General features: G+C 47.7%; 16 protein-coding genes. 11 read left to right on the top strand and 5 right to left on the bottom strand.

Features of this window, described 5'->3' with window-relative positions:
* Nucleotides 1-60 precede the first annotated feature (60 nt).
* Both AC1DE7_RS27605 and AC1DE7_RS27600 read left to right on the top strand, forming a co-directional pair.
* Nucleotides 61-3,336, top strand: a complete 3,276-nt coding sequence (locus tag AC1DE7_RS27605; RefSeq protein WP_315371322.1) for a glycoside hydrolase family 48 protein — start codon at nucleotides 61-63, stop codon at nucleotides 3,334-3,336.
* A 526-nt stretch (nucleotides 3,337-3,862) separates the two neighbouring features.
* A complete protein-coding gene (locus AC1DE7_RS27600; RefSeq protein WP_047841902.1) occupies nucleotides 3,863-4,657 on the top strand; it encodes a C40 family peptidase in 795 nt (264 codons plus the stop codon).
* 120 nt (nucleotides 4,658-4,777) lie between these two features.
* Here the strand turns inward: AC1DE7_RS27600 and AC1DE7_RS27595 are convergent, their stop codons facing one another.
* Entirely contained in the window at nucleotides 4,778-5,683 is a 906-nt protein-coding gene (locus tag AC1DE7_RS27595) for an ArsR/SmtB family transcription factor (RefSeq protein WP_036611621.1), read from the bottom strand.
* Nucleotides 5,684-5,865: 182 nt separating this feature from the next.
* On the opposite strand from AC1DE7_RS27595, the gene arfA reads away from it, so the two are divergent.
* The gene (gene arfA, locus AC1DE7_RS27590) at nucleotides 5,866-7,371 is read left to right on the top strand and encodes an arabinosylfuranosidase ArfA (RefSeq protein ID WP_477535620.1); all 1,506 of its coding nucleotides are present in this window, start codon (nucleotides 5,866-5,868) and stop codon (nucleotides 7,369-7,371) included.
* A 526-nt stretch (nucleotides 7,372-7,897) separates the two neighbouring features.
* Here arfA and AC1DE7_RS27585 read toward each other — a convergent pair.
* The gene (locus tag AC1DE7_RS27585) at nucleotides 7,898-8,650 is read right to left on the bottom strand and encodes an MBL fold metallo-hydrolase (RefSeq protein WP_477535619.1); all 753 of its coding nucleotides are present in this window, start codon (nucleotides 8,648-8,650) and stop codon (nucleotides 7,898-7,900) included.
* A 131-nt stretch (nucleotides 8,651-8,781) separates the two neighbouring features.
* On the opposite strand from AC1DE7_RS27585, the gene AC1DE7_RS27580 reads away from it, so the two are divergent.
* Nucleotides 8,782-9,213 carry an Lrp/AsnC family transcriptional regulator gene (locus AC1DE7_RS27580; RefSeq protein ID WP_036611514.1) on the top strand — a complete coding sequence of 144 codons (432 nt, stop codon included), beginning with the start codon at nucleotides 8,782-8,784 and terminating at the stop codon, nucleotides 9,211-9,213.
* A gap of 34 nt (nucleotides 9,214-9,247) precedes the next feature.
* Here AC1DE7_RS27580 and AC1DE7_RS27575 read toward each other — a convergent pair whose 3' ends face one another.
* The 3 genes from AC1DE7_RS27575 to AC1DE7_RS27565 form a co-directional block, all read right to left on the bottom strand.
* Nucleotides 9,248-9,748 (bottom strand): hypothetical protein, encoded by a 501-nt coding sequence (locus tag AC1DE7_RS27575; protein WP_340027279.1) that lies wholly within the window; start codon nucleotides 9,746-9,748, stop codon nucleotides 9,248-9,250.
* Nucleotides 9,749-9,852: 104 nt separating this feature from the next.
* A complete protein-coding gene (locus AC1DE7_RS27570) occupies nucleotides 9,853-11,670 on the bottom strand; it encodes an ABC transporter ATP-binding protein (RefSeq protein WP_477535618.1) in 1,818 nt (605 codons plus the stop codon).
* A complete protein-coding gene (locus tag AC1DE7_RS27565; protein WP_477535617.1) occupies nucleotides 11,663-13,405 on the bottom strand; it encodes an ABC transporter ATP-binding protein in 1,743 nt (580 codons plus the stop codon). The genes AC1DE7_RS27570 and AC1DE7_RS27565 overlap by 8 nt, the downstream gene beginning before the upstream one ends.
* A gap of 361 nt (nucleotides 13,406-13,766) precedes the next feature.
* Between AC1DE7_RS27565 and AC1DE7_RS27560 the strand changes: the two genes are divergently transcribed.
* The 7 genes from AC1DE7_RS27560 (at nucleotide 13,767) to AC1DE7_RS27530 (ending at nucleotide 24,278) form a co-directional block, all read left to right on the top strand.
* The gene (locus tag AC1DE7_RS27560) at nucleotides 13,767-14,690 is read left to right on the top strand and encodes an S-layer homology domain-containing protein (RefSeq protein ID WP_315371906.1); all 924 of its coding nucleotides are present in this window, start codon (nucleotides 13,767-13,769) and stop codon (nucleotides 14,688-14,690) included.
* 934 nt (nucleotides 14,691-15,624) lie between these two features.
* Nucleotides 15,625-16,596, top strand: coding sequence for an ABC transporter permease (locus AC1DE7_RS27555; RefSeq protein ID WP_047841910.1), 972 nt, complete (start codon nucleotides 15,625-15,627; stop codon nucleotides 16,594-16,596).
* Nucleotides 16,597-16,611: 15 nt separating this feature from the next.
* Nucleotides 16,612-17,520, top strand: coding sequence for a carbohydrate ABC transporter permease (locus AC1DE7_RS27550; RefSeq protein WP_253506155.1), 909 nt, complete (start codon nucleotides 16,612-16,614; stop codon nucleotides 17,518-17,520).
* A 41-nt stretch (nucleotides 17,521-17,561) separates the two neighbouring features.
* Nucleotides 17,562-19,157 carry an extracellular solute-binding protein gene (locus tag AC1DE7_RS27545; RefSeq protein WP_477535616.1) on the top strand — a complete coding sequence of 532 codons (1,596 nt, stop codon included), beginning with the start codon at nucleotides 17,562-17,564 and terminating at the stop codon, nucleotides 19,155-19,157.
* Between the two features lie 107 nt (nucleotides 19,158-19,264).
* Nucleotides 19,265-20,551: an alpha-L-fucosidase gene (locus AC1DE7_RS27540; RefSeq protein WP_340983237.1), complete on the top strand. Its 1,287-nt coding sequence runs from the start codon at nucleotides 19,265-19,267 to the stop codon at nucleotides 20,549-20,551.
* A gap of 63 nt (nucleotides 20,552-20,614) precedes the next feature.
* Complete coding sequence (locus tag AC1DE7_RS27535) at nucleotides 20,615-21,637, top strand: carbohydrate-binding family 9-like protein (RefSeq protein WP_477535615.1); 1,023 nt, start codon at nucleotides 20,615-20,617, stop codon at nucleotides 21,635-21,637.
* A gap of 7 nt (nucleotides 21,638-21,644) precedes the next feature.
* Nucleotides 21,645-24,278, top strand: a complete 2,634-nt coding sequence (locus AC1DE7_RS27530; protein ID WP_477535614.1) for a transglutaminase-like domain-containing protein — start codon at nucleotides 21,645-21,647, stop codon at nucleotides 24,276-24,278.
* Nucleotides 24,279-24,280 lie beyond the last annotated feature (2 nt).

The following is a 24,280-nucleotide window of genomic DNA, read 5'->3' as shown; positions in this document are numbered from 1 at the left end:
GCATGGGCAGACCAACAGCACTTATATTCAATTTCCACTATTCCAGGGAGGTATATATTAATGTTGAAATCAGCTGCGAAAAAAAGTTTAACAGCCATGCTGGCGGGAACCGTCATGTTGACCGGATACACCGGACTCTGGGCAGGGCCGCAAACAGCACATGCCGCAGATCAGGCCATCGAGATTCAGGCAGACGGCATTAATGAAGCCCGGTTTTTGCAATTATATGATCAGTTGAAAGATCCGGCGAACGGATATTTTTCGCCAGAGGGTCTACCGTATCATTCCATTGAGACCCTGTTGAGTGAGGCCCCGGATTATGGTCATATGACGACGTCAGAGGCATACAGTTACTGGCTGTGGTTGGAAACCATGTATGGTCACTACACTGGAGACTGGTCCCAACTGGAAGCAGCTTGGGACAGTATGGAGAAATACATTATCCCGGTCAACGAAGGTGACGGCAAGGAAGAACAGCCTACGATGAGCTCGTACAATCCGAACAGCCCTGCTACGTATGCAGCGGAAAAACCTTTTCCTGATCAATATCCATCGCCACTTAATGGTCAATATGCAGCGGGTAAAGACCCGATTGATGCCGAACTTAAGGCGACCTATGGTGACAATCAGACTTATCTCATGCACTGGCTGGTCGATGTGGATGACTGGTATGGATATGGAAACCTGTTGAATCCATCACATACGGCTACCTATGTGAACACGTTCCAGCGTGGGGAGCAGGAGTCTGTGTGGGAAGCCATTCCGCATCCATCTCAGGATGATAAATCTTTTGGTAAGGCAAACGAAGGCTTCATGAGCTTGTTCACAAAGGAAACTCAGGTACCGTCAGCGCAATGGCGTTATACAAACGCAACGGATGCGGATGCACGTGCAGTACAGGTGCTGTATTGGGCGAAGGAGATGGGATACAACAATCCGGAATATCTGGATAAAGCGAAGAAGATGGGGGACTATCTGCGCTACGGCATGTATGATAAATACTTCCAGAAAATTGGGAGTGCAAAGAGCGGTACACCAACTCCGGGTACAGGCAAGGATTCCAACATGTATCTCATGGCTTGGTATACGTCTTGGGGAGGTGGCTTGGGTCAAGGTGGGGATTGGGCTTGGCGCATTGGAGCGAGCCATACCCATCAGGCTTATCAAAACCCGGTTGCAGCGTATGCCTTGTCTGACCCGGCTGGCGGCTTGATTCCGGAATCAGCTACAGCGAAGGCAGATTGGAATGCGACGTTGAAACGTCAGTTGGAATTCTACACTTGGCTACAATCCCATGAAGGAGCCATCGGCGGGGGAGCAACGAACAGTCTGGATGGTTCATACAAAGCTTATCCAGCAGGGGTAAGTACATTCTATGACATGGCATATCAGGAGGCGCCTGTATATCGTGATCCGGATTCCAACACCTGGTTTGGATTCCAGGCATGGCCGCTGGAGCGTGTAGCCGAGATGTACTATATTCTTGCGGAGAGCGGGGATTTGACCTCTGAGAACTTCCAGATGGCCAAGAAGGTAATCACGAAGTGGATCGACTGGAGTAAGGATTATGTATTTGTAGGTGAGCGTCCGGTGACGGATGCGCAAGGGTATTATCTGAATTCGGCTGGACAGCGCATTTTGGGAGGAACTAATGTTCAGGTAGCAACAACGCCGGCGCCGGGAGAGTTCTGGATTCCGGGTGGTCAGGAATGGCAGGGTCAACCGGACAAGTGGAATGGATTCAGTTCGTTTACGGAAAATCCGAACTTCCGTGTAACGACCAAAGATCCAGTGCAGGACACAGGAGTTCTGGGAAGTTACGTTAAAGCTCTGACCTTCTTCGCAGCCGGAACACAGGCAGAGAACGGTACACTTAGCGCGGAAGGCCAAGAAGCCAAGGATTTGGCTGAGGCTTTGCTGGATACAGCTTGGGATTACAATGATGGTGTGGGGATTGTTACGGAAGAAGAACGTAAAGACTACTTCCGCTTCTTTGCCAAAGAGATCTATATCCCAGCGAACTGGTCTGGAACCTTTGGTCAAGGCAATACGATTCCAGGTACAGCAGGTGTACCTTCCGATCCGGCGAAAGGTGGCAATGGCGTATACATTGGATACTCCGATCTGCGTCCAGCCATCAAGCAAGATCCGGCATGGGCTTACCTGGATAATCTGTACAAAACGTCATATAACACAACCACGAAACAGTGGGAAAACGGCGCACCTACCTTTACGTATCACCGGTTCTGGTCACAAGTGGATATGGCTACAGCGTACGGCGAGTATGATCGTCTCCTCGGAGATTCGGATAGTCCGGAAGTGGAAGTACCCGATGCTCCTGCTGGCGTAACAGCAACTGGAGGAAGTGAGCAAGTGATTCTGAATTGGAACGCAGCCGCTGGTGCAGCCTCGTATACTGTGAAACGTGCAGCGGTGAATGGTGGTCCTTATACGTCTGTAGCGACAGGGGTCACAGGATCGACATTCACGGATACAGGCTTGACCAACGGCACAACGTATTATTATGTCATCACTGCGGTGAATGCCGTAGGTGAGTCTGCACCGTCGACACAGGCATCTGCAACACCACTCGCAGGTACCGTTGTGCCAGGCGTATTCAACCTTACTGGAACAGCTGGCAATGCCCAGGCGGTACTGACATGGACCGCATCAACTGGAGCAGCGAGTTATAAGGTACAACGTTCGGTTGGTACCGGAGCATATGCTGATCTGGCAACAGGTTTGACCGCACTGACGTATACCGACGCTACAGCGGTGAATGGTACGGCTTATAATTATAGAGTCGTAGCCATTAATACGAGTGGTCAGACGAATTCAAATGTATTGGTGTTGACCCCATTGGCACCTCCAGTTACAACAGGAACGCTTGAAGTACAATACCGTAATGGTAGTTCAGGGGCTTCGGTCAATGCGATTACTCCACAATTTAATGTGAAGAATACAGGTACAACTGCTGTGGACTTGAGCAAAGTGAAGGTCCGGTATTATTTCACCAAGGATAGTGCCGCTGATCTGAGTTTCTGGTGTGATTATGCGCAGATTGGCAGTGGTAACGTGGAAGGGCATTTTGTTTCGATAGATCCGGCCAAGGGCACGGCAGATACGTATCTGGAGATTGAATTCAAAGCAGGTGCTGGCAGTTTGGCCGCGGGTGCCGAAACCGGAATCATCCAGGGACGTTTCTCGAAAAACAACTGGACGAATTTTGATCAAACGAATGATTATTCCTTTGATTCCACCCAATCGGCCTTCAGTGCCTGGACAAAAGTGACAGCTTATCAGGATGGCGCCAAGGTATGGGGAATTGAACCTTAAATGAGTTGATCGACCGATTGTAGAGTGATGTTACTCATCATACAGGTTAAGCCGGGGAGAAATCCCTGGCTTTTCTTTTTTTATGGAAAGCATAAATGAAATACGAAATAATCAAACGGACACTGCTGATAAATCGATCCGTATTGGGGCTGGAGGCAAAAATGTGAATTCGGTGAACGGTAATCGGCAAATGAATCATAGTAATGTTTACCAAATTTGCGATTTTAAACATTAAAATCTAGGTCATATGGCATATAGCCTGAATGAGAAACGACCTAACTCTTTTATCGCGGTAAAATGAAGCATATCAAATAGTTACAATAATTTAACCTTTCAAAAAGAAGGGATCAGCAGTGAATTTTTCCAGTAGATTATGGACGCACCCTGATACTTAGTGCTCAAGTTCGCCTATATCAATACAGGACTTTTGACTGATGAACGTTATGGAGAGCCCGTTTACAATGGGGCAAGCCCGGGAGAACCAAGCCAGGTTAAAATTCTGTAACATCAGGGGGAACTCGACATCATGAACTGGAAAAAAACGATTATTACGGCAAGTGTCACAGCAACGATGCTGATGGGAAGTCTGACGACAGGAGCACTAACGGCACAGGTATCGGCAGCTGCTGTTAACAATTCACAAGTAAAAGTAATTTGGGGCGTAAACTTACGCACAACACCTTCTTCTTCTGCGAAGATTGTTCGCTTGGTCGCTAAAGGGGAAACGGTAACGGTGCTTCAGCAATCCGGTTCGGATTGGTATAAGATTAAGGATTCTGCTAACCGGACAGGCTACATATCTTCTTCATCCAAATACACACAAGCGATTAGTGGCGGCACAAGCGGATCGGGTTCGAATAGTGGTACATCGGTGACCGGCAATGCATCTGTAGAAAAAGTGATTGCAGCGGGAATGAAATATTTGGGAACACCTTATGAGTTCGGAGCCAGTCGTAACAGCACAGCTACTTTTGACTGTTCCAGCTTTGTACGCCAGGCCTTCATTGATGCACTGGGCATCAAGCTTCCAGCGGATTCCCGCAAACAGGGAGACTATGTAAAAGCCAAGGGTACAGTTCAGACGAACTGGAAAAACCTGAAACGCGGCGATCTGATGTATTTCATGTCGTATAAAGGCAGCTCTGCATCATCGTATTCGGGCGTGAATAAATCTAGCGCAACCATTACGCACACAGGGATTTACCTGGGCAACGGCAAGGTATTACATACGTATTCCAACGCTGGCGGTGGTGTAACAACTAGTGATATCTCCGGCAAACACTGGGAGTATCGCTTCCTGTTTGGTGGCAGTGCGCTGTAAGTTAGAACAAGAACTTTCTTAAATAACCTACGCATGTTCATATGCATACAAAACACCTCCCATTCTGCCTTTGACAGGCGACTGGGAGGTGTTTTGGTGTTATTTATTATTTTGAAGAACTCAATCGTGATAGTACAGCCGGAACAGGATATCCTGATTGTAGTTGCCGAATCCCTCGCCATATAAGGTAAGCCCGCCCACATGCTGAGCATCTTCCTCCACCGAAAGACGAAGAGTCCATTGGTTGCGTTCGACCGGGATATCTGCGAGTGTAATGTCGGATAGATGTTGTCCATCAATAAACGTACCCTCATTGGTAATTCGCAGTACCTTGAGCATGCCGTACTGATTGACACTGTCACTCCACCATTCCGGGGTGAACATGCCACGTCCGTTGCCTGAATCTCCAGGGCTTGTCCATTCCCCTAATCGGATGCCATTCAGCATGAATGTAATATCCGAGGGCCAATTTGGATTCACCGAAGGGGCTTCTGATCCGATCTCGAGGGCCAGTTCAATGGCATTGATCTGCTGTCCGGATAAAATATAGTTTGGAATTTTGTACTCCACAAATCCACGGCCAAACCACAGAATATGCGCATGCATCCGCTCGGGGTCGAGAAAATAACGAGGGTCATCATACTGTCCGATAACATGATTGGATGTAGCCAGACCACATGTCGGATAGACGTCAAAGTGAGTATAGTGTCCCACAGGGACGGAAACCTCGTGAAGCTTGCGGGCTGTCCCGCTTTCCTGCGGCATGGAGATGCCAATCCAGTCTACAGCAAGGCTGTTCATTTTATGTGTGCCGCCGTCTTTGCGTATCATTTTGGACTGAATAATGCCCACATCCTGAAGTTTGCGGACATGCATGGTCACGATGGCACTACTCAGACCCAGTGAAGCAGCAAGGTCTTTCACATTCATCGGAGTCTCTGCAACAAGGCGGATGATCTGTAGACGGACTTCACTGGCAAGTGCTTCATATAGGGGTAGCCATTCGGCATCGGTATTTGCTCTGATCACAGTTGTTCCTCCATTTTATCTGTATAGAATTAAGTTAAACATAAATTCAGTAAAAAGAATAACATTTTGCAAAATTCAGGTTGAAATTAAGGCTATAATCGATTTTAATATAAATATGAACGTTGATCCATAGAATATCAATTAATTTTTATATTAATCTTAGGGAGTTGAAATTCATTATGGAAAAAGCAAAAATGACGGTTGATAAAGATTTTACTATTGGTGTAGTGGATAAGCGCTTGTACGGATCATTTATTGAGCATCTGGGACGTGCCGTCTATGGAGGGATTTATGAGCCAGGGCATCCATCAGCGAACGAACAGGGTTTCCGCACGGATGTGCTGGAGATGGTCAAGGAGTTGAATGTACCGATTGTACGTTATCCTGGAGGTAATTTTGTATCCGGTTACAATTGGGAAGATTCGGTTGGACCTGTGTCAGAACGCAAACGCAGACTGGAACTGGCCTGGAGAACGATTGAGACGAATGAATTTGGCTTCAACGAATTCGTGGACTGGGCAAAACAGGCTAATTCTGAAGTGATGATGGCGGTCAATCTGGGAACACGGGGTACGGATGCAGCTCGCAACATTGTGGAGTACAGCAACCATCCGGAAGGTTCGTACTATAGTGATCTTCGCATCAAGCATGGATACAAGCAGCCACATGCGATCAAAACATGGTGTCTGGGCAACGAGATGGATGGTCCTTGGCAGATTGGTCACAAAACGGCAGAAGAGTATGGACGGTTAGCCGTTGAAGCGGCAAAAGTCATGAAGTGGACGGACCCGACGATTGAGCTGGTAGCCTGCGGAAGTTCGAATCTGAATATGCCATCGTTCCCGGAATGGGAAGCAACGGTGCTGGATCATACGTATGATCACGTGGAGTATCTGTCCTTGCATCAATACTACGGCAATCAAGAGCAAGATACGCCAACGTTCCTGGCACGCTCACTTGAAATGGATCGTTTTATCGATACCGTGAAGGCGACTTGTGATTATATCAAAGCGAAGAAACGTAGCAAAAAGACGATGTATCTGTCCTTTGATGAGTGGAATGTATGGTATCACTCCAATGAAAATGATTCGAAGATGGACCCTTGGCAGATTGCTCCGCCACAGCTGGAGGATATCTATAACCACGAGGATGCACTGCTTGTTGGTTGTATGTTGATCAGTATGCTCAAACATGCGGATCGGGTTAAAATGGCTTGTCTGGCACAACTCGTTAACGTAATTGCGCCGATCATGACAGATACGGGCGGTGGTTCATGGAGACAGACGATCTTCTATCCATTCATGCATACGTCTCTCTTCGGACGTGGAACAGCATTGGTGCCATTGATCCATTCTCCAAAATACGATACAAAACAAATCACAGATGTTCCTTATCTGGAAGCTATTGCGGTTCATAACGAAGAGCAGGGTGAAGTGACTGTATTCGCAGTCAACCGTCATCTGGAAGAATCCCTTCCGCTCGAAGTGGACCTGCGCAGCTTCGGGAAGTGTACCGTGATCGAGCATATCGTGCTGGAAAGTGATGATCTCAAAGCATCTAATACGGCAGCACAACCAAACCGCGTTGCTCCTCATAATCGCGGGGGTGCAGTTGTATCTGATACTCTGATTACGGCGAGTTTGGCGAAAGCATCATGGAACGTAATCCGTTTGAAAGTCCAGTAATGGATTAGCATAAAGGGATGGGACACGTGGGAGCGCAATGGCAGGCTTGATGCCTGAGAGGGAAGCCAGTGAACAGCGGATTAGCGTGTTCCTTCAATTAAAAAAGCTGGGTGCGAGTTCATCGCATCCAGCTTTTTTTTCGTTGTATTTTATAGGGAAAAGGAATGCATGGGAGGCATGAGTAATGATGTGGCAGACAAGATAGCATATAAGTTAGGTAACGGCGTGTGTTGAAAATGAAGTGCATGGTCCTGTGCATACGCGCTAACGAATCTAGGACACCTTATTGTGCCGACTATCGTTATAGTAGAAATTTAACGAATCGGAGACACGTTATCCTGGCAAAATGATGGATGAATCTCGGTAAAAGCATTCCCAGAGCGGAAATAAGGTGTCTAGGATTCGTTAGAATATTAGAGTATCCAAAAACAGACTAATAACGTGTGCTGAGTTCGTTACACTCCACCCACCTGTGTGAAAAGTTTATTTCTCTTCCGCTTTGATTCAGCGTAGCTTCCGCTCCAATTCAAAACTCAAAACTTTCGCCGTCACGTGGGATGAGCACCTGACCATCCATCTGCTCGGATGCCAGATAAGTCGCAAAATCCGTACGAGACATCACACAATGGTTAATCGCATCCATGTGCACAGCGATGACATGAGCAGATGGCGCATGGAGCTTCACGGCGACAACGTCAGGCCCGTCCATCGTAATGGGATCACCCTCTACGAAGCGTGCACCTCCGGCATTCACGACAATGACTTCAGGCATATATTGGCGGATGGCCTCAGCAGGTTCTTCACACCAGATGGTATCCCCCGCAATATAGGTGACAGGTTCTCCATCTGCTTCAAGTACGAAGCCGGACACCTTGCCCATACGTTCACCGATTTCACCTGTGCCATGATGCCCGGATGTGCGGGCGAATCGGACAGAGTGATGCTCATGTTTTTTATCTACAGCTGTTACATTCGTGAATCCGGCACCCAGAAATACATTCTCGTCCCCAGGCTGGCAGATCAGGGGAATGTCTTTGCCAAGTTGTTTTGCCGCGGCTTCGTCCCAGTGGTCCACATGGGTGTGTGTCACAATCAACAGATCCGGATTCAGATAATCCGTTTCGGTTTCGGGCAAACTCACTCTTGGATTACGTAGCTCATTCGGTGTGTTTGGAAAAGCGGGCATGACTTCGGCGTCCATCAGCATCGGATCAACGAGAATGTTCAGCCCTCCGTATTCCAGCCACAGTGTAGCATTGCGAATCAATTGAATTTTCATTATATTTGCACTCCTTCGAGTTGTTTAATAGTATTACCCTATATGGTATACAACCTGTTTAACGGCGTACATAACATGATGAATGGAATTAGGCCACGCTAATTTCACCGTGAAAGGATTGCTGAAGCAAGATGAATGAAATGATAGATGACACGGATATACGTATTTTGCAGATTCTGATTCAGGATGCCAAACGTTCTCACAAAGAGATCGGTGAAGAGGTTCATCTCACGGGACAGGCCGTTGGTGCAAGAGTGCGCAAGCTGCAAGATCTGGGTGTGATTGAAGGGTATACGGTAAAATGGAACCCGGAACGCCTTGGCCTTGGTCTACAGGCCTTTGTCACAGTTTTCTTGAACTCCGGCGACAGACATGCCGCCTTTCGTACATTCATTGCTGAACGTGAGGACATCGTTGAAGTCCATCGCGTCAGTGGAGAAGGCTGTTATCTGATGAGAGTGCAGACTGGCACCACAGAGCAGCTTGGCCAACTGCTTGAAGCGTTGTTGCCTTACGGCAATTACAAAGTCAGCCTGTCCATAGGTGTAGAGAAATCACAGTGATGTGTGGGGAGCTTGTCCTCATCCATCCCGGTACTCAACGATCCTGTTGCTGTTCCAGCAAAGTCTCCTGAAGTAAGGACACCGCCTGGTTCAGCTCTTTTTTGCTCAGCAGATGATCTGTCTGAATATGAGACCGTGTGCCGTCTTTTAAGTACAGGACAAACATGGGAGAAGCGGACAGGAGCCACTTGCTGCGGGCAGGTGAGGCGAGTTCGACTTTGCGAATCTGGCTCCAAGCAATCTTACGTTTGCCCGTGCTTAACGCATCATCATCCCAGGATAACAACACGGCAGGGGTTCTGGTTAGTCGTGACACAAACATGAAGAACAGCGGTCCGATCAACCACATACCCAGCACGGCTGCAATGGAATAGTATATGGTCTCCAGTCTTTCGGCTTGTCCGTCCACGATGATCCATAATAAGCTCACGCACAAGAGAAGGAACAGGAAGCATAAACTTCCCTTCCATAGAGCTGTGCTGCGTTGGTAACGAATCTGCTGATGGTCACGCTTGGGTGTTTCGGGTTGTTGCATAGATGTTCCTCCTAATTAACAATGCTGATCGATATGCCAAACGTGCCGCCTGCATGAGCAGAGCGGCATGTTCAACGTTCTGTATTTACTATAACTCAGGTTCATTACCCTGATATAGCTGAATTTTTACCTGCATCACGCGCATGGGTGTACAAGTCTGCATATACACCGTTGGCTGCGATTAGTTCCTGGTGCGGTCCTTCCTCCACAATCTCACCATTTTCCATCACCAGAATTCGATCGGCATGCATCACTGTGGACAGGCGATGAGCAATGACAATGGTGGTGCGTCCCTGGGATACCGATTCCAACGCCTGCTGCACAAGCTGTTCCGTGTGTGAGTCCAGATTGGCGGTTGCCTCATCCAGGATGAGTACTCGGGGCTGGAACACCACGATTCGGGCAAATGAAATCAACTGCCGCTCCCCAGCGGATAGTCCGCTTCCGCGTTCGGATAGATGTGTATCATATCCGTGAGGCAAACGTGAAATCATCGCATGTGCTCCGACAAACCGGCAGGCCTCAATCGCCTGCTCTCGCGTAATATCCTCACGAAACATCCTCACATTATCAATAATGGAACCGGAGAACAGGAAAGGTTCCTGTTGAATCAGACCCACGATCCGATGAAGCTTAGCCTGCGGCAGATGCCGGATATCAGTACCATCAATCTCGATACTGCCCTTGTCTACATCATAGAAGCGATTGAGCAGGGAGATCAGTGTGCTTTTGCCAGCGCCTGTTGTGCCTACAATACCTACCATTTCACCCGGATAGAGGTGCAGGTTCATCTGTTGGATCAAGGGCCGGTCTGCCCGATAACCAAACGACACATCGTTAAAATCAATCTGGCCCATCACATTTTGTGGTTCCAGCGAGGAGGCCATCACGGGTTTGGGATCGGCAACTTCAGGCCGTGTATTCAGAATGTTCCAGATGCGATCCATCGATACGGTCGTGGACTGGAATGTATTCCATTGCATCGTAATCTGGTTAATCGGTTGAAAGAACTGACGAATATAGCTGATAAACGCATACAATACCCCGACTTGCAGGGACTCACCCAGTACGGCGCGACCTCCAAGCCAGACCATCATAACCAGTGCCGCATTGCCAAGGATATCAAACGTCCGGTTGAAGATAACATTGGAGCGGGCTTGAGCAATGTTGGCTTTCAGGTGAAGTGCGTTCTGTTCCGAGAAACGTTTCTTCTGTTCTTCCTCTTGGTGAAAAGCCTGAATCAGAAACATACCGGACAGGTTCTCCGCCGTAAATGCGATCAGACGGGAAAGACGCGTACGGGCATTTTGATAAGCTTTTCGCAGTCGACTACGGAATAATACCGCAACCACCGCAATGACAGGCAGAACGATCAGTGAGTAACTCGCCAGCACAGGATCAAGTTGGAACATAAAGACGATAATGAGCACCAGCATCATACCATCCCGAATCAGACTGAGCAGTACTTGAGTGAAAAAGCTGCTGATGGTCTCCGTATCACTGGATACGTTTGTGACCAGACTGCCGATATGAAAACGGTCAAAGAAGGACATGGACATCTTGGAGATATGCTTGAACAGGTCCTTTCTGATCCGGGATACAATGTTCTGACCCACATGCTGCAACAGATTATTCTGGATATAGGTGAAAATAAAACTGATGACAGCCAGCCCAAGAAAGATGGCTGCGAGCTGAACGAGAAAGCCCACACTGGTCTGGCCCACGGCCAGATGATCATCGATGGCGATCTTCACCAGATAGGGTTGCAGCAGATCTGCCGATATGCCAAGCAGTGAGCAGAAAAAGATACCGGCAAAAGCCCATTTATGCGGTTTGGCGTATGCCATCATTGCCTTAAACGAAGTTCGTTTACTCTGATCGGCCTCTGCATCTGGGTGAAGTTCAGCGTTAGTGTTAGACATGGTGTAATCCCTCCTCCTGCAAACGGTAGGTGGCCGCATATAACCCCTTGGCAGCCATCAACTGCGCATGTGTTCCCTGTTCAGCGACTCGCCCTTCATCCAGAACGATAATATCGTCCGCATGACGGACCGCGCTGATGCGATGAGAGATAATTAATGTAGTCTTGCCCTTGCCGATCTCACGCAGGCTACGCAGAATACCACTCTCGGTGACAGCATCAACCGCGCTCATGCTGTCATCCAGAATAAGTAACTGTGCTTGTTTGATCAGTCCTCTTGCAAGACTGGTTCGCTGACGCTGTCCACCAGACAAGGTGAGTCCACGTTCGCCAAGCAGTGTATCAAAGCGATCAGGAAAACGGACAATATTATCATAGATCATGGCTTGCCGTGCACTATGTTCCACTGTATCCAGCGATACTTCTCGGTCGCTAAATGCGATGTTATCTCGGATGGTGGTACTAAACAGGAATCCATCCTGAGGGACATAGGCGATGCGCGATCTTAGACTTTCCAGCGACAACTGCCGAATATCGGTACCATTGATGCGAATCGTTCCTTCAGGTGGTTCATATGTACGCAGCAATAGCTTAATGAGGGTACTTTTACCTGAGCCGGTCTTGCCTACAATACCGACCGTTCGCCCGGCACGGATATTGAGTTGAATGTTTTGGAGAGCAGGAGATGAACTGCCAGGATAGGAGAAGGTTAGATTCTCCATGGTGATATCTTGTACGGTTTGGAGCGCTGTGGCTTCAGGAAGTTCACGTACATCTGCTACTTCGCTGAGCAGGTCATTCACCCGCTCCAGTGATGCGCCTGAGCGCTGAACGGTATTAATAACATTGCCGATCTGTTGAAGCGGTCCCATAATAATGCGCAGATATAAGGTTAAGGCGACAAAACTCCCGAGTGTAATAGAATTCTGCATGGTCATAATACCTCCGACAAGCAGAGAAACGACCAATGAGATGGCTCCCAGCAGCGGGAGCAATGCTTGAAACAACGAAGACAGACGAACGAGTCGAAGCTGTTTGCTCTTGATCTCATCGACGGTGGTTCCAAAGCGTGCACGAGCACTGTCTTCGATGGCAAACGTCTTGGTTACGCGAATGCCACCCAGCTGCTCTTCCGCCGATTCCGTCATGGTTGCAAGAGCTTCCTGCACGTCGCGAGAGCGCTTGCGAATCCGCGGACCAAAAAACACGACCAGAAATGGGATCGCCAGCAAAGGGACAACACTGATTAAAATGAGCGTCAACGGAATCCCGCTAAGTAGCATCATGACAATGCAGGACAACAGCAGGAAGGTGGCATTGGTCATGAGTGTCACACCATTGGATATCGCTTCACGTACGGAAGTAACGTCATTCATGACATAACTGAGGAGTTTTCCGTTCCCCTGTTTGGAGAAATAATGTTCGCTAAGTTCGGAAAACTTACTGAATATACGCTCACGCGTCATGAATTCGAAGCGTCGACCGAGCTTCATAATCATGAATTGCCCGGTACCGAACAGCAGATTATACCCGATGGCAATAGCTAGAAGGGACAGGCTGTACCTTACGACCGTCTGCATCTGAAGCGTGTTCTGCATCAACTGATCCGTGAAGCTGCCGAGTATGCGGGGCAAGGATGCTTGCCCGACATTGGAGGCAATAATCAGAAGAACAGCAACCAGATAAACAGGCCAGTTCGACACAACATAACCGCGAAGTAATCCTTTCTTGGACATAAGCGTTGTTCTCCTTTTGTTATAGGTGAAGTCAGTTCAGCAGGTGGAGTCAAGAAAAGGGCCGACACCTGTTATTAGCGCGTCGTGCCCTCTTACTGTATGCGATCCAGTTCGTTGTTTATCCGTCATCCGATAGATTTCTCTATTCTTATTTTTGCGCTAATCCGATGGGATGTCAACGAAGCCACTTAGCAAAAAGCAGGTGATTTAGATTATCGGCGTTGGAGAAGGGTTCTATGCCGTGTTCTCGTGTTGTATTCACCAGATGTCGAAATTACTGAAACATTTTCTAAGGATGCCCCGTCTGTAGGAATGAAGAGGTAAAAAATAGGCTTTACTAATCATATGGAGGTGCCAGGAAATGAAACATAAAAAAGGTTTGGCTGCAACACTTGCGCTCTGCGTTTCTTTGACAGCAGGAGGTGCATCGGTATTTGCTTTCACAGATGTGAAGGATGAAGGTCAGAAGTCGATTGTGGATTCATTGAAATCAAAAGGTATTGTTAGCGGAGTAACAGCGGATCTGTTCCGTCCAGATCTTGCATTGTCCGAGCCACAGGGTGTTCAACTGATTGTGAATGCATTTGGTCTGAAAAATGAATTTGCGGAAGCATCCGCTCAGAATAAAATCAGTCCGGATACGTGGTATGCCGATGCGGTGCAGGCCGCTACTCAGAATGGACTGTCCATTCCGGTTGAAGTGAACCCGCAGGGCAAGATGACACGTGAACTGTTTGTCATTTTGCTGAATGAAGGGATTAACACAACCGGGAATTATCCGGTCATCATGAAGTATAATCTTGTTAAGGACGAAAATAAAATCGGTAAGGACGCCATATCTGCAGTCCAGAACCTGCTGAACATGAACATCATTGAACTGGATAAGGACGGTAACTTCCGTCCAGATCAGTCGCTTACCCGTATGGAGGCTGCAAGCATGATCTTTAATGCACTTGAATTTGTGGATAAACACGGCAATGGCGGCTCAGCAGAGCCAACTCCAACCAATCCAGGTGAAGGCCAACAAGCGATTGTACCTGAAGTAACAACGACAAAGGTTGATGACAAAACAACCAAAGTTAAACTCAGTGCTGAAATGCCGCATCCTGGTTATGGATTGAAGATTGATGATGTGAAATTGGAGAAGGATGGACGCGCTATCGTGCTCTATTCCATTATTCAACCTGATCCAGACATGATGTATCCGATGGTTATCACCAATGTGACTGCAGAAACGGATATCCCAACAGGGTATACAGCAGAAGCTCAACCTTCTGGTAAGTAAATTCACTGCAAACCCTACAAACTGAACATGGTTAAAACGGATGTGTATCTTCAAAACCATTCTCCATACATGTATGGAGAGTGGTTTTTTATTTGAGTTGAAACTGTACACAGGTTTTCATATGATTATTTATATTACATTTAGTGTAATTAATCCTGTCGCTTTTTTATAAAGAAATGGATATCTACTTAGGATGTAAAGCCAGTTCGTGTTAGCGGAATGGCTTTTTTTAATGGTCTTTTCCGAAATATCTACTGTTTTCAGATTCCACACCTTGTGCAAAATTTACATATATGACTCCAAATTACTAGTGTTTATAAGCGTTTATGTATCCTGAAGGCAAAGATAAAAACAACATATATACGAAAGAGGGAGGAGAAATATAGAATAAAGGCAAGCCATTACAGGCTTGTAGTTTGTGAGAGATGTATGATAGATAATATTACATTTCATCACGTCGGTAAAACCTTGAAACCTGCAAACCTTAGAATTCAGTATGATGGCTGTAGACATCAATACCATGTCCCATGCGTATATGTGGGTTTTGACTTTAAGGTCTGTTTTCTAACCTAAGTTCGGATCTGACATCTTTCAAGTTCATGTGATGAAACTCTCAATGACAACTACAGGAGGGAAATAGGTCAAATTCTACATGTTTTATACCCGCGAAATGACAATGACAAGCTGGCAACAAAAGTGTAAACCCCTGTTGTAACAGTATATTCCGTGATTTTAGAAGTGAAGATGGAAATGGCATATTTACGGATTCGAAAATGATCCATAAACTCAGTATGTAAGCGTTACCAATTAAGAGGGGGAACAGAGCCGCTCGTTATGGAGACGCGGTTCGGAACTCCTTCTTATATTAAAACAGGAGTGCTTCGCTCTTCCTCACAAACGGCCGGATTTTCATTAGAAAAGGAGGAAACAACTGATGCAGCTAAATGGGGAGTCTCCCTCGACGCAAAACTTATCGGTATACACCAATCCGAGCAGTAAGAAAAATAAATTATGGAGAAGGACGATTCGGAACTGGGAGTTGTATCTGTTTATTGCGCCAGCCTTTTTATACTTTCTGATATTCCATTATGGTCCGATGTACGGCATACAAATTGCATTTAAAAACTTTATCCCAACGCTTGGTGTCACAGGAAGCCCATGGGTCGGATTCGATCATTTCATCCGTTTCTTCAATTCGTATTATTTCTGGGATTTACTATGGAATACCCTTAGCATCAGCTTGTATGAGCTGGCTATAGGTTTTCCACTGCCGATTATTCTGGCGTTAGCGTTCAATGAAGTGAAGGATTCCTTCTTCAAGCGTACTGTGCAGACCGTCACGTATGCACCGCATTTCATTTCGGTCGTGGTGATGTCGGGGATGATCATTACCTTTTTATCACCCTCGTCAGGCATGATTGTCAATTTGGTACAGGCTCTTGGATTCCAGGCACCTCAATTCCTGACGGACCCTGCGTGGTTCAAGACAGTGTATGTACTATCAGGAGTCTGGCAAAGTGCAGGCTGGGGCACCATTATATACCTTGCCGCTCTATCGGGTGTGGACCCGCAACTGCATGAAGCGGCTGTGGTGGATGGTGCGAGCCGTTTCAAACGGATTTTGCATATTAACATTCCAGCGATCATCCCTACGATCACCATCTTGTTAATTCTGAATATGGGCAGTATTCTGGGCGTCGGATTCGAGAAAATCCTGCTGCTGCAAAATCCGCTGAACATGGGCTCGTCCGATGTCATCTCAACATTTGTCTATCGGTCCGGTCTGGTTGATGCGCAGTACAGTTTCTCTACGGCGGTGGGATTGTTCAACTCCGTAGTGAATGCGATTCTGCTTATTACCGTGAATCAGATTGCACGCCGCACCAGTGAAAACAGCCTGTGGTAAAAGGAGGGAATACACATGTCATCCGCTGTGAAAGAAAGCAGAAGTGATAAATTGTTCTTATTGTGCAATTACATCTATCTGACGGTAGCGCTCGTCATTGTGCTGTATCCGCTGTTATACATCATCAGTGCTTCAATCAGTGATCCCAAATATGTAGCCTCTGGTGAGATGTGGCTACTGCCAAAAGGGATTACGTTTGAAGGTTACGCCCGGGTGTTTGAGAACACCAACATCTGGATGGGGTACAAAAATACGATTATCTATACCGTTGTAGGCACCATCGTTAACCTGATTGTTACACTACCGGCAGCCTATGCGCTCAGCCGCTCGGACTTTGTGGGACGTGGATTCTTCATGGCGATGTTTATGGTAACGATGTTCTTCGGCGGAGGGCTTGTCCCAAGTTACCTGCTGGTCAAGGATCTTGGTATGGTGAACAGCATGTGGGCACTTATTCTGCCCGGGGCTGCATCCATCTGGAATATTATCGTATGCCGGACGTTCTTCCAATCGACCATTCCCAAGGAGTTACAGGAAGCGGCGCATATTGATGGGTGTACCAACACCCGGTTGTTCATCAAGATTGTGCTCCCGCTTTCGATGCCAATCATTGCAGTGATGGCGCTCTTCTATGGAGTCGGACACTGGAACAGCTATTTTAGTGCCATGATCTATCTGAATGATTCTTCCAAGTACCCGCTGCAGCTCTTTCTGCGCCAGATTCTGGTGCTTCAAGAAATGGCGGCTCAAGGGGGAGGCGCTATCGATACGTCTTCAGCCACGGCGATGAATACCAAAGCGGAGATCGCTGCACTGGTTAAATATGCCGTCATTATTGTTGCCACCCTACCTGTCATTGCGGTGTATCCATTCCTCCAGCGTTACTTTGTACAGGGTGTTATGATCGGTTCCGTTAAGGGATGATCTTAATCCATATACCACATTAAACAAGGGGAGTTGTTGTTATGAAAAAGCTTCGCAAGGCTTCATCCATTACACTCTGTCTCACCTTATTCGCAACATTGCTTGCAGCTTGTGGTTCAACCAATGAAGATGGAGGCACGACCTCCAAAGTAGAGGGGGTCAAAAAGGAAGGTTTCCCCATTGTAGACAAAACGCTAACGTTGAAGGTCATGTCCCAGGATGCGGGCGTAGCCGATTGGAGCACCATGCCTGTGCTTCAAGAAATGGAGAAACTGTCGGGCATCAAGCTGGAGTACCAGCTCTCACCAATCGACAGCTTTGAAACGAAGAAAAATCTGGTTTTCGCGAGCGGAGACTTGCCGGATATGTTCTATGCTGCGGACCTCAAGCCAGCCGAGCAGGTGACTTATGGCAGCCAGGGCATCCTGATCCCGTTGGAAAAATACATTGACGAAGGTTACGCCCCAAATATCAAAAAGATTCTCGATGAGAACCCGGATGTCCGCAAATCATTTACAACACCTGATGGGCATATGTATGCACTCCCATTCATTGATAAAGCGGCCGTGTGGTATAGAGGCCCAATGTGGTATAACGGGGAATTCTTGAAGGCACTTAACGTAGAAGAGCCCAAGACTACGGAAGAATTGTATACGTATCTCAAGCGTGTAAAAGAAGAAGATCCCAATGGCAATGGCCAGCAAGATGAAATTCCGCTTACTTCTGTAAAACTTGATGATCTTCGCATGTTTTTCTTCGGCTTCTGGGGAATGTACAACGAAGGCATCTATTCCGATAAGGACGGTAAAGTTCACTATCCTTATCAAGAAGAAGGTTACAAAGGTTATCTTATATTCATGAACCGCTTGTGGAAGGAAGACTTGCTGGATCATGAGACCTTCTCTCAAACAGGTGATCAGAAAAAAGCTAAAGGTGAAAGCAACAAACTTGCACTGTTCAACGATTACCATCCATACTTCACACTCGGTGGTGAACCTAGCACGGATCATCCGCTAATGACACCCGTGAAGAGCGAGGTGGCAGACTCTCCAGTATATGGCAAGCATCCGGGCATGTCGGCTCGCGGTACCTTTGCTATTACAAGCAGCAACCCGTCACCCGAGGCGACGATGCGATGGATCGATTACTTATACAGTTATGACGGTGCGACACTGTTCAATCAAGGTCCGGAAGGTGTGCTGTGGAAATTCAAAGACAAGGAAAATCATGTTAAAGAGTGGCTCCCCGTTCCTGGCGGCGGGGATCGTGAGGAATACCGGGGTAAAATCACGCCGAACTTTGGTATCTTGACACCGGGTATTAATGATCCGGATGTAGCGAAGGGTCTTCGCACCGAATTTGATGAGTGGATTGACACGCAAAATCAAGAGAAGTTGGTACCTATCGGAAAAGCACCATTTCCTAACGTTTATTTGACAAATGAAGAGCAAAGCGAAGCAACCGCTCTATTGTCTGACTTGGATACGTACGTTAAACAGATGGAAGCGAAGTTTGTGACCAGCCAGGAACCACTTGAGAACTGGGATAAGTACATTGCACAGATGGAGAAAATGGGCAGTGACCGTATCATCGAACTGTATCAGGGGGCATATGACCGCTGGAATTCGGGGCAATAAAGCCTATCGAGGTACATCCCATGCAGAAAGAGAGCAGTTAGCTTCAATATTGTTAGCTGCATTAAATTTTTCGCATATAAGAATTCTCGCGGGAGGTGTGAACCGTTATGCAGAAATGGTTTGAAGAAGCCAAACTGGGGATATTCATCCACTATGGCATCTATGCGGTGGACGGGGTTGCGGAATCCTGGTCCTTCTATAATGGCAGGATATCCTATGAAGAATATATGAAACAGTTGGATGGTTTTACGGCATCGGAATTCAATGCGGAGAAGTGGGCGGAATTGATTGAGAAGTCTGGTGCCCGGTATGCCGTATTAACAACGAAGCATCATGACGGCGTTGCTCTATGGGATACGCAATATAGTGATCTCAATGTTGTCAAACAGACACCAGCGAATCGGGACATCGTGAAGGAATATGCGGAAGCGATTCGGGAAAAGGGCATTCATCTGGGGATGTATTACTCACTCATTGATTGGTCACACCCGGATTATCCTAGCGTGTATGAAGGTGGAAAAGTGCCTGAGGATCTCAGCAGTGTCAACCGGCACTCAAGTCCTGTGGACGGCGTTCAAGATCAGGAAAAGTGGCAGAAGTTCCTGCAATTCAATAACCATCAACTGGAAGAGGTTTTAACAAATTACGGAAAGGTGGATCTGCTGTGGTTTGATGGGGACTGGGAACGGAGTGCCGAGCAGTGGAATCTGCCGGAGTTCAAGCATTATCTGCAATCTTTTAACCCGGATATCATCATCAACTCCCGCCTTCAAGGTTATGGGGATTACAAAACGCCTGAGCAAGGCATTCCGATCACAAGACCGGAGGGACCCTGGGAATTCTGCACCACGATCAATAGATCTTGGGGTTATGTGCCAACAGATCATAAATACAAATCGTTAAATCAGATCATTCGAATGTTCTGTGACTGCATTTCGATGGGCGGTAATATGTTGCTGGATATCGGTCCGCGTGAAGATGGCACCATCGATCAGAGGCAGGAGGATATTCTGCTTGGACTGGGAGCTTGGATCCGAACCCATGAAGAGGCCGTCTTTGGTACGGGTGAAGGCATTATGCCTCGCTATTATCTGGGGGGAAGCACCGTATCCGAGGATCGAAAGACGCTGTACCTGTTTGTGTATGACGATCCAAAAGAGAATGTGTGCATCAAGGGTCTCTGCAATCCGATCAAGAAAATTACCGTGTTGCATTCGGGCAAAGAGCTGAATCATGAGATTCATGGGGGCGTGCCTTGGTTCAATATCCCGGGGACAACGTGGATCAAGATGACCCCGGAGGACACGCATGAACAGGTGACCGTTCTTAAGCTCGAATTCGATGAGGAGCTGGAAATGTACGGCGGCTCTGGAGCCGTTGTCACCCATAACTAACCATTACGGGGAGGGCGTGTGCTGGTAGATGCATGCCCTCCCTTACGAATTGGAGAGAGTGACATGAACAGAAGTGGAGTACCAGAACCCAGGATTGAGTATGCTCCCAAACATTATATATGCAAGCGTGCGCAGGAACCATTGGTGTTAGACGGTCGTGTGGATAAGGCATTTTGGAATGCGGCTCATTGGACGGAGGATTTCGTTGATATCGAAGGGGATCTTCGTCCGAAGCCAGAGAAACAGACACGGGTAAAAATGCTGTGGGATGACGACTATTTCTATTTTGCTGCCGAGCTGATTGAAGATCAGATCTGGGCTACCCTGACTGAACGTGATTCCGTTATTTTTTATGACAATGACTTCGAGATTTTTATTGATCCCGACGGGGATTCCCATCAATATTATGAGTTCGAGATCAATGCGCTCAATACGGTATGGGACCTGTTATTAGTGAAGCCTTATCGGGATGGTGGGCCTCCGGTTAACGGTTGGGACATCAGTGGTCTCAAGACGGCCGTATATATCGATGGGGAACTAAACAGACCTGGTGCAGAGAACCGGAAATGGAGCGTGGAAGTCGCGATTCCCTGGGCCAGTCTAAAGGAATGTGCCGAAGGAAACCGTCCACCTGAGCCGGGTGAGTTCTGGCGTGTCAACTTCTCGCGTGTGGAGTGGCAAACCGAGGTACAGGACGGTGAGTACCGCAAGGTGCTGAATCCAGATACGGGTAAACCTTATCCGGAGGACAACTGGGTTTGGTCACCTATGGGTATTATCAACATGCATTACCCGGAGTTATGGGGTTATGTTGTATTCTCGGATGACGGAACGGATCAGTCGTTTGAGTTGCCTGAAGACGAACGAATCAAATGGGAGCTTCGCAAGCTCTACTACCGTGAACGTAATTATTATGAAACCCATGGTGAATTTACACAGGATGTGAAGCTGCTTTTGGGTGAGGAATCGTTGAGCTGTGAGCCTGTTATTGAAACGACTCGCAGCCTGTTCCAGATTACTGCATCGTCTTCGGACGGAACGGCCTTGATCTGTATTCGGGAAGACGGAAAGCTGTGGAAGGAGTGATAACGCAATGACCAGCCAAACTTTGGTATTTTCCCTTGATGCACAGTTATTGGAGAGGATCGAGCAGAAGTTCCAGGAGAAGGTACGTTTTGCAGAGGCCCGCAAATCGGAGTTGTTTCATATTTTTCAGCAGGAGCTAACGCAAGAAGAGACATGGGCATTGAAGTATATATATGCCTATATGCCGGTAAACGACCTGGCTGATTATAACGGGGACCTGTTCTTGAGCCATGTACGCCGGGCTTTGGACACCCGTAAACGTGTGCCTTGGGGAGATCGCGTTCCGGATCATCTGTTCCTTCATTTTGTGCTACCTTATCGGATAAATACAGAAAATATTGAAGATTACCGCGGGTTGATGTATGACGAATTAGCCGAGCGGACAGCAAAGTTATCCATGGCGGATGCCATTTTGGAGACCAATTACTGGTGTCATGAGAAAGCGACCTATATTGGCAGCGATCTGCGCACGATATCACCGCTGACGATGATCCGGAATGCTCGTGGTCGATGCGGCGAAGAATCCACGCTGGCAGTGGCCGCTCTTCGCAGCATCGGCATACCAGCCCGCCAGGTCTACACGCCGCGCTGGGCTCACTGTGACAGCAATCATGCATGGGTAGAAGCCTGGGCAGATGGTCAATGGTATTACATCGGGGCATGCGAGCCTGAAGCCCGTCTGAACCAAGGGTGGTTCAGCCCGCCAGCCCGCAGGGCCATGCTGATTAATACGAGGATCTATGCCGACTATCCCGGACCAGAGGATATTACGCTCTCCGAAAAGGGATATACGGAAATTAATTTACTTGAGAACTATACGCCCACACGCAACATCTATGTGAAGGTGAAAAATGAGCAGGGAGCGCCCGTACCCGGAGCTAGCGTCCGCTTTGAGCTGTACAATACGGCTGAATTCTATCCTATTGCCGAGATTAGGACGGAAGCACAAGGGGAAGCGACCTTTAAGACTGGCTGTGGTGACCTTTTGATTCGTGCGGTCAGCGGCGGCAAGTGGAGTGAGATCCTATTCAAGGCTCAGGAAAACAAGGTTATAGAGCTTGTGCTGGACTCGTCAGAGCAGCCAACAGGGAGTGTAGATTTCGATATGGTTCCTCCTCCGGAAAGGGAGGGAGAGGTCGTGGTTGCATTACCGGAAGAGAAGATTGAGATTCATAATCGTCGTCTGGAGGAAGGTACGCAGACCCGGAGCGAGTATGAGGACACGTTCCTGAGTGAGGAGGAAGCTGTCTCGCTGGCTAAAAAGGTTGGACTGCCCTCGGTACGTGTATGGGATATTCTCCGCAAGGCACGGGGGAACAGCCGGGAGATTGCAGCTTTCCTGGAGGAACGTTCCAATCCATACGATGAGTGGCCGCTCCGGTTGCTGGAGTCGATGAATGAAAAAGATTTAATTGATACCTTTCGTCAGACGCTGGATGATCATCTGATTGGTGCGCTCTCGCAGCAAGGATCATGGGCGGAAGATACTTTTGTAAGATACATCCTGTGTCCGCGGATCTCCTATGAGATGCTGGTCCCTTATCGGGGTGTATTCCAGAATGCCTTTTCGGCAGATGAAGCGGCAACTTTCAGGGAGAATCCCTCGCAACTTGCCCGAATACTGGAACAGCAATATGAACACTATGAAGATCTTCCTAATCTAAAAGGCAAAGGGAATCCAATAGGGACGTTTAGTCTAATGAAGGGAGACTTTCAGTCCCTGGATATTTTGTTTGTGGCTGTATGTCGCAGTTTGGGTATTCCGGCCCGATTACATCCCAGCGCACAGAAACCACAGTATCTAAGTGATAGAGGCTGGGAGGATGCAGTGTTTAGTCTCACCTCACCTCTAACTCAGGAGAGCACAAGCTGGGGGATGCTCCAACTTCATAGGGATATAAAAGTTCCGCAGGATACACCTGAAGCATCTTATTTCGAAAATTTCTCGTTTGCCCGTCTGGAAGATGGCGTCTACAAGACGTTGATTTATCCTTATGGCAGTACGGATGTCTATAGTGAGCCATATGAGGTTGAGGCAGGAGCTTATCGCTTAACGACAGGCGTTAGGCTGAACGATGGAACGGCAAAAGTACGATTCGTTTACTTTACCGTGAACGCTGGAGATACCACTGAGGTTGTCTTGTCTTATCGCGAGACTGAGGTTGAGATTCCTGTACTGGGTAAACTGGCACCAGGAAGTATACTGACCCGTCTGGATGGTTCAGAGGTAGAACTGGAGGAACTTCTGGGATCGGAGGGTGCCATTGCTGCCTGGATTGAACCGGAGCGGGAACCGACCAAACATCTGATTCGTGAACTGTGCGAGCTGGCAGAGCCGCTGGATAAGCTGGGTATACCAATCGTACTCATGATTGGAGATATGGAATGGAACGCTTCTTTTGACCCTGTTGGTTATCCAAAACTGCCTGTACGCACGGTTTTTGTACGAGATTCCAGTTATGCTTCCTTGTCAGGCTTCAATTCGAAGCCTGCGGCTTATGAAGCAGGTTATCCACATCTGTTCGTGATGGATACTCAGCATCAAGTTCGTTATTCGGCTTCCGGGTACAAGATTGGTACCGGGAAGGAAGCCTTGCAGATTGCTGCTGCGATATCTCAATCATTGAGCAGATCGGAGTGAAG

It is taken from the genome of Paenibacillus sp. 10L310 (assembly GCF_056395745.1).
Note: the sequence above shows the minus strand (reverse complement) of the source record. Positions and strands in the feature narration are given on the sequence as shown.

What these genes read in the sequence shown, in the direction of transcription:
- AC1DE7_RS27535 (WP_477535615.1), top strand. Translation starts at nt 20,615, where the DNA reads ATGAACAGAAGTGGAGTACCAGAACCCAGGATTGAGTATGCTCCCAAA.
- AC1DE7_RS27565 (WP_477535617.1), bottom strand. Translation starts at nt 13,405, where the DNA reads ATGTCCAAGAAAGGATTACTTCGCGGTTATGTTGTGTCGAACTGGCCT.
- AC1DE7_RS27550 (WP_253506155.1), top strand. Translation starts at nt 16,612, where the DNA reads ATGTCATCCGCTGTGAAAGAAAGCAGAAGTGATAAATTGTTCTTATTG.
- AC1DE7_RS27600 (WP_047841902.1), top strand. Translation starts at nt 3,863, where the DNA reads ATGAACTGGAAAAAAACGATTATTACGGCAAGTGTCACAGCAACGATG.
- AC1DE7_RS27570 (WP_477535618.1), bottom strand. Translation starts at nt 11,670, where the DNA reads ATGTCTAACACTAACGCTGAACTTCACCCAGATGCAGAGGCCGATCAG.
- AC1DE7_RS27560 (WP_315371906.1), top strand. Translation starts at nt 13,767, where the DNA reads ATGAAACATAAAAAAGGTTTGGCTGCAACACTTGCGCTCTGCGTTTCT.
- AC1DE7_RS27540 (WP_340983237.1), top strand. Translation starts at nt 19,265, where the DNA reads ATGCAGAAATGGTTTGAAGAAGCCAAACTGGGGATATTCATCCACTAT.
- AC1DE7_RS27555 (WP_047841910.1), top strand. Translation starts at nt 15,625, where the DNA reads ATGCAGCTAAATGGGGAGTCTCCCTCGACGCAAAACTTATCGGTATAC.
- arfA (WP_477535620.1), top strand. Translation starts at nt 5,866, where the DNA reads ATGGAAAAAGCAAAAATGACGGTTGATAAAGATTTTACTATTGGTGTA.
- AC1DE7_RS27580 (WP_036611514.1), top strand. Translation starts at nt 8,782, where the DNA reads ATGAATGAAATGATAGATGACACGGATATACGTATTTTGCAGATTCTG.
- AC1DE7_RS27530 (WP_477535614.1), top strand. Translation starts at nt 21,645, where the DNA reads ATGACCAGCCAAACTTTGGTATTTTCCCTTGATGCACAGTTATTGGAG.
- AC1DE7_RS27605 (WP_315371322.1), top strand. Translation starts at nt 61, where the DNA reads ATGTTGAAATCAGCTGCGAAAAAAAGTTTAACAGCCATGCTGGCGGGA.
- AC1DE7_RS27545 (WP_477535616.1), top strand. Translation starts at nt 17,562, where the DNA reads ATGAAAAAGCTTCGCAAGGCTTCATCCATTACACTCTGTCTCACCTTA.
- AC1DE7_RS27585 (WP_477535619.1), bottom strand. Translation starts at nt 8,650, where the DNA reads ATGAAAATTCAATTGATTCGCAATGCTACACTGTGGCTGGAATACGGA.
- AC1DE7_RS27575 (WP_340027279.1), bottom strand. Translation starts at nt 9,748, where the DNA reads ATGCAACAACCCGAAACACCCAAGCGTGACCATCAGCAGATTCGTTAC.